At 68.8% G+C, this 12,986-nt stretch carries 8 protein-coding genes; 2 read left to right on the forward strand and 6 right to left on the reverse strand.

The window, feature by feature from the left end:
• Positions 1 to 74 precede the first annotated feature (74 nt).
• Entirely contained in the window at positions 75 to 383 is a 309-nt protein-coding gene (gene hspQ, locus JL11_RS07560) for a heat shock protein HspQ (RefSeq protein WP_054765122.1), read from the forward strand.
• 57 nt (positions 384 to 440) lie between these two features.
• Complete coding sequence (gene phhA, locus JL11_RS07565) at positions 441 to 1,316, forward strand: phenylalanine 4-monooxygenase (protein WP_054765123.1); 876 nt, start codon at positions 441 to 443, stop codon at positions 1,314 to 1,316.
• 160 nt (positions 1,317 to 1,476) lie between these two features.
• Here the strand turns inward: phhA and astB are convergent, their stop codons facing one another.
• The 6 genes from astB to JL11_RS07595 form a co-directional block, all read right to left on the reverse strand.
• Positions 1,477 to 2,814 (reverse strand): N-succinylarginine dihydrolase, encoded by a 1,338-nt coding sequence (gene astB / locus JL11_RS07570; protein WP_054765124.1) that lies wholly within the window; start codon positions 2,812 to 2,814, stop codon positions 1,477 to 1,479.
• Positions 2,815 to 2,965: 151 nt separating this feature from the next.
• Positions 2,966 to 4,399 (reverse strand): succinylglutamate-semialdehyde dehydrogenase, encoded by a 1,434-nt coding sequence (gene astD / locus JL11_RS07575; RefSeq protein WP_054765125.1) that lies wholly within the window; start codon positions 4,397 to 4,399, stop codon positions 2,966 to 2,968.
• A 151-nt stretch (positions 4,400 to 4,550) separates the two neighbouring features.
• Complete coding sequence (locus JL11_RS07580) at positions 4,551 to 5,558, reverse strand: arginine N-succinyltransferase (RefSeq protein WP_054765126.1); 1,008 nt, start codon at positions 5,556 to 5,558, stop codon at positions 4,551 to 4,553.
• Positions 5,559 to 6,809, reverse strand: coding sequence for a hydrolase (locus tag JL11_RS07585; protein ID WP_054765127.1), 1,251 nt, complete (start codon positions 6,807 to 6,809; stop codon positions 5,559 to 5,561). It abuts the gene before it with no gap.
• Between the two features lie 50 nt (positions 6,810 to 6,859).
• The gene (locus JL11_RS07590; RefSeq protein WP_054765128.1) at positions 6,860 to 11,086 is read right to left on the reverse strand and encodes a translocation/assembly module TamB domain-containing protein; all 4,227 of its coding nucleotides are present in this window, start codon (positions 11,084 to 11,086) and stop codon (positions 6,860 to 6,862) included.
• On the reverse strand, positions 11,083 to 12,879 hold the full coding sequence (locus JL11_RS07595; protein ID WP_054765129.1) for an autotransporter assembly complex protein TamA: 1,797 nt from the start codon (positions 12,877 to 12,879) through the stop codon (positions 11,083 to 11,085). Before JL11_RS07595 ends, JL11_RS07590 begins: the two co-directional genes overlap by 4 nt.
• Positions 12,880 to 12,986: the final 107 nt, after the last annotated feature.

Here is a 12,986-nt window from a genome sequence, read left to right on the forward strand (position 1 = left end):
GCGCCAAGCCATTCTGTCAGGAAGATGAACAGGTCTGTGGCGTCAGGGTCATCCGGCCAAGCGTAACAGGCGGCATGAACCAGATTCACACAGCCCGGTTCGCCATCGGCCATATGGTGCGCCACCGCGACGACGTCTTTCGCGGCGTGGTGATGGATGTCGATCCGGCCTATCAGGGACCGGCCGCCGACACCGGCGCGGTCTCGCCGGATCAACCCTTCTATCGCATCTTCGCCCTGGGCGAGGACGGCGGTTTCGTCGCCTATGCGGCGGAATCCGTTCTGGAAGACGCTCGGTCGGCGCTGCTGACGGACGACGTCCGACGCTGGTTCACCGTCGATGGACAGGGCCATCATGCGCCGCTCCATGCGGGCATCCACTGAGGAAGCGATGGAACGGGCGCGGGCGGAGGGTTAGGATGGGGCAAAGAGGAGCGCTCCATGTCCGACTTCGAACATGTCTTTGAAAAGCCCCCGGAAGGGGCGGCCGCCGACTGGACCATTCCGCAGAACTGGGACGCCTATACCGAGGTCGAACACCGCACCTGGGACACCCTGTACGCTCGTCAGATGAAGATCCTGCCGGGCCGGGCGTGCGACGCCTTCCTGCGCGGCCTGGACGCCCTGGACCTGAACGCCGGCGGCATTCCCGACTTTGAGGTCATCAATCCCAAGCTCCAGGCCCTGACCGGCTGGACCGTGGTCTGTGTGCCCGGTCTGGTGCCGGACGAGGTCTTCTTCGACCACCTGGCCAACCGTCGATTCGTCTCGGGTCAGTTCATCAGGAAGCCGGACCAGCTGGATTACCTGCAGGAGCCCGACATCTTCCACGACGTCTTCGGCCATGTGCCCATGCTGACCGACCCGGACTTCGCCGCCTATATGGAGGCCTATGGCAAGGGCGGACAGAGGGCGGCGGGCCTGGGCATGCTGCCGAACCTGGCGCGGCTGTATTGGTACACGGTCGAGTTCGGCCTGATGAAGGAGGCGGGGGCCTTGCGCATCTACGGCGCCGGCATCGTCTCCTCGGCCACGGAGAGTGTTTTCGCGCTTGAAGATCCGTCGCCGAACCGTCTGGGCTTCGACCTGGAGCGGGTGATGCGGACGCTCTATCGGATCGACGACTTCCAGCAGGTCTATTTCGTCATCGACAGCCTGGAGGCGCTGAAGGACGAGACGCTGAAGGACTTCGGCCCGGTCTATGACGCCTTGAAGGGGCAGGCCGACCTGCCGATCGAAACCGTCCTGCCCAGCGATCAGGTCTTCACGCGCGGCACCCAGGCCTATGCGGCCAAGGGCGGACGGTTCGCGGCCTAGAGTTCTTCCCCCGCCTGCGGGGGAAGTGTCAGGCCGTGGCGCGCAGCGACGCGCCTGACGATGGGGGAAGTCTTCCGTCTGAGTGGACTTCCCTCTCCGACCCTGGTTCGCTGCGCGAACGACGGGCCACCTCTCCCGCAAGCGGGAGAGGGCCTTCATTTCAAACCTGCTGGAACGGATAGAAGTCTCCGCCCAACTGCAAGATCGCCGTCAGTTCATCCAGCGCCCCCCGGCTCTCGTCCAGCAGGGCGGGATCGGCCAGGTCGGCGGGGCGCAGTTCGTCGCGGTACCAGCGGCGCGCCCAGTCTGACAGTCGGGCGTAAAGGGCGTTGGTCAAACGCATGGCCGGGTTGGTCGCGGCCAGTTCCGCCGCGTTCAGGACGACCCGCAGGCGCAGACAGGCGGGGCCGCCGCCGTTGCGCATCGACTGGCGCACGTCGACATAGCGGACCTGCCCGATCGGGCCGTTGGAGGCGGCCAGGGCTTGCGCCACCGCATGGCTGCGCGGATTGTCGCGCGTCTCGGTCGGGCAGATCAGGGTCAGGCGGTCGTCGCCCGGAACCTGGATCAGCATGGAGTTGAACAGATAGGAGCTGATGGCGTCGGCCAGGGGCAGGTCGGCGGACGAGACCTCGAGGAAGATCGGGTCGAACAGGCCGTCGGCGGCGCGGCGGATGGCGTCCTGGGTCGCGGCCGTGTCCTCGAAGGCGAGGTCGTGGAAGAACAGGGTCTCCAGCGCGCCGACGCAGACCACGTCATTGTGGAAGGTGCCGCCGGCGATGGCGGCTTTCGACTGCTGAGCCAGAACCGGGCGCCCGGCCGCATGCCGACGGGCGATGGCCTGTGAGGCTTCGCGCGTCTGGCGGGCGGGGTAGGGGCCGTCCCAGGGCTCGAACGCCTCTCGGCCCCAGACCAGCAGATTGACGCCGGGCGCCCCATGTTCGGCGCACAGGCGCACATGGTTGGCGGCGCCTTCGTCGGCCAGATGGGCGACCGAGGGCAGGGCGTCATGGACGGCGAACCGCTCAGGATCGGGGAAGAGGGCGTCCAGCGCCCGCTTCGTCTGCTGATGTTCCAGCGACCGATGCAGATTGGTGACCAGATTGGCGGGTGTGAAGTGCACCCGCCCGTCGGCGGCGTCGGCGCTGGGCGTCACGGTCGCAGCATTGGCGGCCCACATGGGCGAGGCGGAACAGGCGGCGGCGGCGAACGACGGCGCATCCTTCCAGGCCTGTTCCAGCACCTGGGCGTCCGAGCCGGTGAAGCCCAGGGTGCGCAGGAAGGGGATATTGGGCCGCTCATGCGGCGGCAGGACGAACTGGGGCAGGCCGAGGTCCGCCAGGGTCTTCATCTTGTCCAACCCCTGCAGCACCGCCGCGCGGGGATTTGACGCCTCGCCCTTGTTCAGGCTGGAGGCCAGATTGCCCGGCGACAGACCGGCGTAGGAGTGGGTCGGCCCGATCAGGCCGTCGGCGTTGGCTTCGACGGCGGTGGTCATAAAATCTTCCCTCGCTTGCGGGGGAAGTGTCGCGTCGTCGAGCAAAGCGAGACGCGTGACGATGGGGGAAGTTCTGCTCCAGAAGACTTCCCTCTCCGACCCTGGTTTGCTTCGCGAACGACGGGCCACCTCTCCCGCAGGCGGGAGAGGGTCATTGTTTCAACCCCTTGATCTCGCCTTCGATGTTCGCGACCGCGTCGGCCTCGAAGCTGGCGACCGGATAGGCGCAATAGTCGGCGGCGTAATAGGCGCTGGGGCGGTGGTTGCCGCTGGCGCCCAGGCCGCCGAAGGGCATGTCGCCGGCGGCGCCGGTGGTCGGACGGTTGAAGTTGACCACGCCCGCGCGGATGCGGCGGATGAAATGGTCCCAGTTGGCCGGATCGTCGCTGACCAGACCGGCGGACAGGCCGTAGCGGGTGGCGTTGGCGGCCTGGATCGCAGCGTCGAATGTCGGGACGCGGATCACCGACAGGAAGGGGGCGAACATTTCCTCGTCGGGAACGTCGATCCCGGTCACGTCGATGATGGCCGGCTTGACGAAGGCGCCCCCCTTTACGGAATTGGGCAGGTTGGCGACGGGGCCGGAGGCGCGGATGACCTTGGCCCCGCTGTCGATCCGCTCCTGCAGCGCCTTCAGCGCCGCCTCGGCCGCGCGGGCCGAGATCAGAGGTCCGGCGTAGGGTTCGGGATCGCTGTCCCAGGGGCCGAAGACCAGGCGGTCGGACAGGGCGGCTATGGCTTCGACGATCGCATCGCCTTGAGCCCCTTCCGGCACGATCAGGCGTCGGGCGCAGGAACAGCGCTGGCCGGTGGTGATGAAGGCGGATTGGACTGCGATGCCCGCGACGGCTTCTGCGTCGGCGGCGTCCCAGACGACCAACGGATTGTTGCCGCCCAGCTCCAGCGCCAGGATGACGTGGGGATCGTCGGCGAACTTGCGCCGGAAGTGGGCGCCCGCCGCGCCCGAGCCGGTGAACATCAGGGCGTCGATCCCGGCGTCCAGCAGGGCCGCGCCGGTCTCGCGGCCGCCCTGGACCACATTGACCACGCCGGTCGGCAGGTCGGCGGCGGCGAAGGCTTCGGCCATGACCTGACCGACCAGGGGCGTTTCTTCCGACGGCTTGAAGACGACCGTGTCGCCGGCCAGCAGGGCGGGGACGATATGGCCGTTGGGCAGATGGCCGGGGAAGTTGAACGGGCCCAACACCGCCGCCACGCCGTGCGGACGGTGGCGCAGGGTCGCCCGGCCGAACGCCGTGTCGCTGGTCCGTTCGCCTGTGCGCTCGTCATAGGCGCGGATCGAGATGTCCACCTTGCCGATCATGGCGGCGGCCTCGGTCTTGGTCTCCCACAGGGGCTTGCCGGTTTCGCGGGCGATGGCCTCGGCGATCTGGGGCGCGCGGTCCTTCAGCACGGCCTGATAGCGTTTGACGGCGTCGATCCGCTCCTGGCGCGGGCGGTCGGCCCAGTCAGGGAAGGCGACGCGGGCGGCGTCGACGGCGGTCTGGACCTGGGCGGGAGAGGCGGCCTCGCCCTCCCAGTTGACGGCTTCGGTGGCGGGATCGGTGGATTTGAACACGGTCATGGCACAGAGACTCCGCTCATCCCGGCGAAAGCCGGGACCCAGTTCTTTCGCATCGCCAGTGCATCGGATGACCACCGGCCTCTGATCTCACATATCCTTCGCCCAAAGTACTGGGTCCCGGCTTTCGCCGGGATGAGCGGATGAGAGTGGATCACGATTTTACTCGCACGCTGGCGCCTGCATCCACCTTCAACGCCGCAGCGGTTTCGGCGGTCAGTCTCACGGTTTCGCCCTCGATGTCGGCCTTGGCGCGGACGGCGCGGAAGGCGGCGACGCTGTCGGTCGAGATCAGGGCCGGCAGTTCGGCCTGAACCGTATCGACCAATTCGACCTTCAGTCGGCGGGCGTCGCGCACGGTGCGGATATTGTCGCGGCCGCAGGCGACGGTCGGACCGGCGTCGAAGATATCGACCAGACCGTTGGGCCGGAACCCTTCGCTTTCCAGCAGGGCCATGGCGGGCACGCCCTGCGGATGGACCTTGCCGATGACGGCGCGGGCCGGTTCGGGCAGCAGTTCGACATAGATCGGGTGGCGCGGCGCAAGGTCGAGGATGAACTGCTTGTCGGTGGAGCCGGTCATCCGGTCGGCGTCGTCGAACTCCATCGGGAAGAATTTGTGGGCCACGTGGTCCCAGAAGGGGCAGGCGCCGTCGGGGGTGAAGACGCCGCGCAACTCGGCCAGAACCATGTCGGCGAACAGGTCGGGCTGGGCGCCGATCAGCATGTATCGCGACTGGCTGAGCAGACGGCCGGCGCCGCCCTTTCGCCGATCCGCCTTCAGGAACAGCGACCCGACCTCGGTCCAGCCGGTGCATTCATTGACCAGCACCAGGGTCTGATGGTCCAGCTTCACCCCCAGGGACGGCGACTGGACGGTGTTGTTGACCACGCGGAACGAGAAGAAGGGCCGCTTCAGCCCGACGGTCGCCTTGACCGAGCCGACGCCGTCGATGTCGCCCGTGTCGCCGTCCTCCAGCATCAATGTGTACCAGGCTTCCTGCCAGGGAACCCGACCCTCGAAACTGGCCTGGCTGAGGTCCAGCCGTTCGGCCAGGGCGTCGGGATCCTCGGGCAGGCTGGTGAAGCCGGGGCCGGACAGGATGGCCAGTTCGAGCAGATGGTCGAGATCGGCGGGGCCGGCGGGACGGACGACGAGCATTCAGAGAGTTTCCATCCGAAGGGCTTTGAGTTTGGCTGCGTCGATTTCGCCGGAGGCGATCTTGCACAGGATCAGGGCGCTGAGCTGGGCGCGTTCGACGAAGCTGTCGGGCCAGGCGAACTCCTGGTCCGAATGGATGTCGCCGCCGCGGACGCCCAGGGTGTCGATATTGGGCAGGCCGGCGGCGTGGAGATTGTTGCCCTCGCAGACGCCGCCCGAGGGTTTCCAGGCGATGGACTGGCCCAAGAGGGCGCCGGCTTCCTTCACCGCTTCGAACAGCGCAGTCTGGGCGGCGTCCATCGGCTTGGGGGCGCGGGTGAAGCCGCCGTGCAAATCCAGAGTCAGGCCCTCGAACGGCGGCGCGGAAACGATGGCGCGGACGGAGGCGTCGATCCAGTCGGCGGCGGCCTTGTCCGGCACCCGCACGTTGAAGCGGACCACGGCGTTGTCGGCGACGACGTTCAGGGCGCCGCCGCCGGCGATCTTGGCGACGTTCACGGTGACGCCTTCGTGCCGGCCGTTCAGCCCGTGCAGGGCGGCGGCGATCATGGCCGCGCCCGCCACTGCATTGCGGCCTTCGTCGAAGGCCCGGCCGGCGTGGGCGGCCTTGCCCGTGACGATCAGGTGATAGTTGCCGCTGCCCTTGCGCGCCCCCGCCAGGGTGCCGTCCGCCAGGGCCGGCTCATAGGTCAAGCCGACATGGCCCCGCGCGCCCAGTTCGGCCAGCAGGGGGGCGGAGGCGGGCGAGCCGATCTCTTCGTCCGGGCTCAGCAGAACGGTCCAGCCCACGCCGTGACGGTCGGGGTGGGTCTCGAAGGCTTCGAGCGCGGCCAGAAGCACGCTGACGCCGCCCTTCATGTCGGCGACGCCGGGACCGTTCAGAGCGCCGTCCGGGCGCGTCGTCACGGTCTGGAAGCGGCTGTCGGCGGGGAAGACGGTGTCGTAGTGGCCGGTCAGGACCACCTGGATCGGCGCCTCCGGCCGGGCGGTGATCTTCAGGGCGTCGGCGTGGGCCTCGGTCCGCACCGATCCGTCGTCGGCGACGGTGGTGGAGCCCTGGGTCGGGATGCGTTCGACCGTGGCAGGCAGGAGCCGGGCCTCAGTCTCCAGCGCGTCCAGCACGGCGTTCAACCCGGCGGCGTTGCGGCTGCCGGAGTTGATGTTCGCCCAGTCGATGGTGCGGCCGATGATGGCGTCACGTCGCCCGGCGACATGGTCCAGGACGGCCTGGTCGGCGTTCAGAATCCGCATGGCCGGACCCTAGACGCCGCGCGTCCAAAGGTGAAGGTCGGGCCGACAGATTACCGGTTCGGACGACGGTCGGCGCGCTGGCCGGGGTCGCGGCTTTCCCGACGCCAGCGGATCGACAGGCTGGTTTCGCCCTGGCCGCCGAACTGGGAGCTGATCGCCAGATTCCGGCGCGGTTGCCACTCCACCTTGACCGCCGCCCCGCCCTCACCGCCGCCGATGACCTCCAGATAGACGTCGTCGGTGATGTAGCGGCCGCCCGCCACCGTCAGGGCGCTGGCCTGTCCGCCGAAGGACAGCCGGTCCAGCCCCGCCAGTTCGCGCAGATTGCCGATGACGTCGAAGCCGCCGCCGCCCGCCAGGGCCGCAACCCCCGCCGCCAACTGCGCCGCCTCGAACGGCGACAACTGGGCGGCCGACCGGCCGAACAGCACCTGGGACAGGATTTCGTCCTGGGGCAGGGCGGGGGTGGAGGTCAGGGCGATCTTCGGCTGGGCCGCCGTGCCGGTGACATTGATGGTGGCGGTCAGGGCCGCGTCCTCTCGCGTCGCCGACAGGTTCAGGCGGATGTCCTCCGGATCGGTGGACAGGGTGACGCGGCCGGACTCGTCGAAGACGAAGCGCTTGCCGGCGAACTCATAGTCGCCGCGAACCACATTGGCCGTGCCGGTCAGCTGGGGTTGGGCCACTGTACCGCGCACCCGGGCGTTGACGTCCAGCACCACGTTCAGGCCACGGCCGCTGACCCGCACCTTGCCCCCGCTGGAGCGCAGGGCGATGTCCAGGCCGATCTGAGGGCCGCGCTGGCGCACCTCGGCTTCCTGGTCGTCTCCGCCGGGCCGGTTGATCTCGACCACGTCCATGGAGACGATGCCGGTGGAACCGGGCACCTCCGGCTCGATCCGCGCTTCATCGACATTGATCTGACCCGACAGCTGGATGTTGCCGTCCTGGCCGCGGACGATGGTCACGGGGCCTGTGGCGCGGGCCTCGCCTATGTCGTTGTCGATGACGCGGAAGCGGGTCAGGTTCAGCTGGGCGGTCGAGCCCGAGCCTTCGCGCAGTCCGATCCGACCCTGGCCGTTCACCGTGCCGCCCGCCGTGTCATTGGCGCTGAAGGCTTCGATCAAGGCCGTGGTGTCGTCGAACCGCGTCCTCAGATTGAGGTCGCCCAAAACCAGCCCCACCGACTTCTCGCGATAGGAGCCTTGCGACAGGTCGAACCGGCCGTTCAGACGCGGGGACGCCAGGGTGCCGGCGATCGTCGCCCGGCCGTCCACCTGACCCGCCAAGGTGCGGTCACCGCCCAGGAACAGATCCCAGATCGGCTGAATCTGTCCATTGATCGAGACATTGCCGGACATCGGGCGCTGGCGGGCGATCGCCAGCCGCAGCGGCGCCGCCGAGGCTTCGACCGGCAAGGTGATGTCGGCGGCCGCCTGAACGGCGTCCTCGTCCGAGGCGACGGCCTTCACCGTCAGGCTGTTGTTGATCAGGGTGGCGTCCAGGCGGCCGTCGACCGCCAGGCCGCGCGGGGCGTCGATGCTGCGGACGTCCTGCAAGGTGACGTTGGCCGAACCGGACAGATCGTCCCCGGCGCCGCGCAGAGAGACCCGGCCCGTCGCGCGCCCGCGCAGATCCGGCGAAATGGTCTGGAGGTCGACGCTGGTCAGGTCGGCCTGGATGACGGCGATCCGCGAATCCTGACGCAGGTCCGCCATCAGGACCCCGCCTCCGACGCCGAGGTCGAGGTGGGCGGCCCGTTCCGCGCCGTTCAGAGTCAAGGTGGCGGGGGTTCGGGTGGTGAAGGCCACCTCGCGGACCCGGCCGCCGCCCCGCAAACTCACGGTCTGGGCGTCGCCGCGTCGCGCATAGACGCCGGTGCCATTGAACTGGGCGGGCGTGCCGCCGCCGACGTCCAGGGCCAGGGTGAAGGGCAGATTGTTCAGGGTTCCGCGGCCGTCCAGATCGACGGTGCGAATGACCCAGCTTTGGCCGGACAGCCGGATGTTTCGCCCGCTGACGTCCAGGATGGCGCTGTCGGAGCCGCCGCCCTCGGTCAAACGGACCCGTCCGTTGGCTTCGCCGGAGGTCAGGAAGGCGCCGGTGCGCGCCGTGAAGGTCAGGTCCGCGCTGGAGGGCAGGTTGTCCGACAAGGCCACGGCGCCTTGGGCCGTGACGCCGCCGGCGTTGACGTCCAGATCGCTCAGCCTGATCCGGTCGCCGCCCAGGGCGAAGTTCCCCGACGCGCGGGCCGGGCCGTAGTTGGAGCCGCTGGTGATCGTGATCCGGCCGTCCGAGGCGTCCGCGCCCTTGCGGAAGCTCAGGATCAGGTCGGCGTCGGTCAGGATCAGTCCGCCGGCCGTGACCCGGTCGAACCCTGCGGTCAGATCGACGCGCGGCTGAGACAGGGTTCCGGTCAGGGCGCCTTGCCCGTTCATGTCGCCGGCGATTTCGACCGGACCGGCGGCGAAGGGGCCGCGCGCGTTCCAGTTCAGGGCCAGCCGCAGGCGGCCGTCCGTTTCGATCAGCCCCTTGGCGCCGGCCCGTCCGGCGGCGCCGGTCAGTTCGCCGCGATCCAGTTCGATCCGCCCGCCGTTCAGCTTGCCGTCCAGCTGGAGACGCGGCGTGCGGCCCAGAAGACGGTCCAACTCGTCCATGCCCACGCTCAGCTCGCGGCCCCGGCCGTCGAAACTCAGGGTCCAGGGCGCGCCCGTCTTGGCCGAGGCGGCGCGAATGGAGCCGCCGAAAGACCCCTTGCCGCCGGACTGGATGCGCGAAACGTCGGTCAGCCGCGCATCGCCGCGGAACCCCATGCCGCCCAGAAGATTGCGGGAGCCGGATCCCTCGACCGACAGCCCCTGGCCGTCCAGATCGATCTTCTCCAGCAATAGGGCGCCGTCCTTCATGCGTGCGGCTTCAAGCTGAACGCGCGGGGCTGCGCCCAGCAGACCGCCGATCAGGCCCTGGGTCGAACCGCCGAAGGCCCGAACGTCGCCGTCGAGATCCATCCGTCCGTCGCGGACCTGCACGTTCAGCGGCCCTGCGATGCGGGTCGCCCTGTAGCTGGCCAGGTTGGCGTTCAACAGGGTGGCCTGGCCTTCCAGGCTCCAGGTCTGCGCGTCGCCCTTGAACAGACCGGAATAGGCGGCGGGACCGGCGACGTCCGCACCCGTCAATCGGCTCAGGGACGCGGTCTGAACGTCCAGTCGAATTCCGTCGGGCGAACTGCGGTCGGACATGCGGATGACGCCCCGCGCTTCGGAGGCGACGTTGTCGGAGATCAGTTTCCAACCCACGCCCTGGAAGGCCTTGTCCTTGGCCGGGACCATGGCGAAGCCGAACCGCGCCGTGCGCCCGACCCGCTCGACGAAGGGGGCGAACAGGTCCGAGCCGCTGAAATCGAAATAGCCTGAGACCCGAGACCCGGCCTCGCCGAACCGTCCGTCCACCGTCAGCGGGACGAAGCGGCCGGTCTGAACCTTGGCCCGCACCAGGTCGGCGTTCACGACCGCCACGGCCGAGAAGGGTTCGTCGGGCGAATAGCCCAGGGCGCCGGCCAGGGGGCCGCCCTGGGCCTCCTTGGCGCGCAGATCGACGCGCGTGTCCTCCAGCTTGCCGCCGAAGGTCGCCGCCAGGCGCAAGAGATCGCCGGGGCGGTTCAGACTGTCGGCCTTCAGCTCGGCGTGTTTGGCCCCGCGACGCGGCAGGTCGACCATTCCCGACAGGTCCCAGCGCCCGTATTCCTTGGAAAAGCCTTCCAGCAGCTCGATCCGCGCCGAGAACTTGTCGATATCGACGTCGATCGGTTGAGGGCCGCCGGGTTCGCCGCTCGGCGCGTCCAGAATGGGACGGCGGATCAGTCGGATCACATCGGCGCTGATCTCGGTGGCGTGAAACCGCCGCGTGACCAGGGGCCAGTAGGACCAGTCGACCCTGACGTTTCGGGCGTCCAGCCAGACCCCGTCGCGGTCCGTGACCGTGACCCGCTCCAGGGTGAAGTCGTCGAACAGATCGCCCTTCAGCCCATAGACGTTGATCCGGCCGTAACGGCTGATCTTCTGGCCCTGGACGAAGCCGGACACCAGTTCTCGCCCCGCATCCGAGACGATGTACATCCGGCCGCCGATCAGGGCGATCAGCGCCAGCACCAGTACGCCGCCGACTATTCCACCGGCGATCAGGGCGATCAGCTGCGGCAGGCTGCGCTTGCGGCGCACCTGGGCGGCGGTTTCTTCGGGCGCGGCTTCAGGCGCTTTTTCGGGCGGCTCTTGGGTCAAAACGCCTGCCCGATGCTGATGTAGATCTGGAAGGCCGAGTCGCCTTCGCGCTTGTCCAGGGGGATGGCGACGTCGGCGCGGATGGGGCCGAACGGCAGCTTATAACGAACCCCGACGCCCGCGCCGTAGCGCATGTTGCTGAGGTTCGGCGTCTCTTGAAAACCCACGGCGCCGGCGTCGACGAAGGCCACAGCCTGGAAGCTCTGGCCGATGTCGTGACGAACCTCCAGCGAGGTTTCGAACAGCGACAGACCGCCGCGCGGGGTCTGATCCGGCAGTTGCGGATTGACCCCCTGGTAGGAATAGCCCCGCACCGACCCGCCGCCGCCGGAGTAGAACAGACGGTCCGACGGCACGCTCAGCTCACCCCCGCCGATGATGGCGCCGAGACGAAGGCGCCCGGCCAGAACGGTCCGCGCCTGATCTTGCAGCGGCAGATAGGCGGTCGCCTGGGCCTCATTACGCAGGAAAAGGACCGTGTCCTCCCCGGCCACGGCCGTCGGCTGGACCGAGGCGGTCACGCGCCATCCCCGCGTCGGATTCAAAGGATCGTTGGAGTTGTCTATATAGGCGCTGGTGCGGCCGGTCACGATCGCCAGATCCCGGTCGAAGCTGACCGCCCTAGGGGGGACGGACGCATAGTCGTATCGGTTCTCGCGGTACTGACCCGCGTCCAGGCCGATGCCGTAGTTGAAGTAGGAGGTCCGGCCGATCCGCTGTTGCAACTCGGCCGCCAGCACCAGGGCGGTGCGTTCATAGGCGTCGGTGTCCTCCTTCACCACGCCCCCGCTCAGTTTCAGGGTGCGGCCGGGCTTGCGCCAGTGAGGCAGGGACAGATCGGCGCCGATGCGGCTGTCCAGCCGGGCGAACCGGGTCTCAAGCGCCAGGGTGTCGGCCCGGCCGAACCGATTGTAGCGGGTCCAGATGAAGTCCACCCCGGCGCCTTCCTTGGTGGCCCAGGTGGCGCCGGCCTCCAGCACGCGGCGGGGCCGGTCCTGGAGCGTCACGATCACGGGACGCAGCCCTTCGGCGGTGGTCTGTTCCGGCGGCGCCAGGGCGACGCCGACGCCGTCATAGACGCCGGTGTCCAACAGGCGGCGTTCCAGCTCCCCCACCTTGTCGGGCGCATACCGGTCGCCTTCCCGCCAGGGCGCCAGGGCGGCGACCCAGGCCTGGTTGGTTCGACCGGGTCGCGGCATCAGGACGCCGTCCAACAGGACCGGCCGGCCCGATACGATGCGGTATTCGGGCGCGACGGTGAAGGCGGCGTGATCCACCACGACGCGGCGGGGATCGGCCTTGGCGTCCGCATAGCCGTCCCGCACCAGGCGCGCGACGATCCGCCCTTCCGCCGCGATCACATCGACCGCCCGGCCCGGATCGCCGGCCTTCAACCCGATCGCGGCTCTGGCGTCCTCGGCCGCCTCGGCGTCGGGGGCGGGGTCGATCCAGCTGATGGTCGGCGGGGTCAGCACGAAGCGGCGACCCGGCTCGACCGAAACGATGGCGGTCGGCCGCTCTTCGCCTTCGACGATGTCTTCGAGCACCGGCTGATAATAGGCTTCCGACCGCAGCAGGGCCTCGGCCGCCGACATGGCGCTGCGCGCGCGGCGCCGCGCGTCGAACCGGCTTTCGGGGGGGCCGTCCACCTCGCCGATGGCCCGCTCCAACATGCGGCGCAGCTCGGTGTCGACCTCGCCGCGGATTTGTGCGCGGGGATCTGCGGCGGCGGCCTGGGCGAGAAGGCTGCAGGTCGTCAATGCGGTGAGAAACAGGGCGGGCCGGATCGTCAAACTACAGCTTTCGTCAAGATCACGGCCTCCGGATCGGCGCCTCGGCACGCCCTTTCAAGCACTTAGGTTAGCCCCTATCCGACCGCAGGAGGGAGGGACAAGGCCCG

It is taken from the genome of Brevundimonas sp. DS20 (assembly GCF_001310255.1).
Classification (GTDB): Bacteria; Pseudomonadota; Alphaproteobacteria; order Caulobacterales; family Caulobacteraceae; genus Brevundimonas; species Brevundimonas aurantiaca.

Excerpts from the sequence above, each read along its gene's own strand:
- astB (WP_054765124.1), bottom strand. The coding sequence starts at position 2,814 with ATGACCACCGCCGTCGAAGCCAACGCCGACGGCCTGATCGGGCCGACC.
- astD (WP_054765125.1), bottom strand. The coding sequence starts at position 4,399 with ATGACCGTGTTCAAATCCACCGATCCCGCCACCGAAGCCGTCAACTGG.
- JL11_RS07585 (WP_054765127.1), bottom strand. The coding sequence starts at position 6,809 with ATGCGGATTCTGAACGCCGACCAGGCCGTCCTGGACCATGTCGCCGGG.
- hspQ (WP_054765122.1), top strand. The coding sequence starts at position 75 with ATGAACCAGATTCACACAGCCCGGTTCGCCATCGGCCATATGGTGCGC.
- phhA (WP_054765123.1), top strand. The coding sequence starts at position 441 with ATGTCCGACTTCGAACATGTCTTTGAAAAGCCCCCGGAAGGGGCGGCC.
- JL11_RS07580 (WP_054765126.1), bottom strand. The coding sequence starts at position 5,558 with ATGCTCGTCGTCCGTCCCGCCGGCCCCGCCGATCTCGACCATCTGCTC.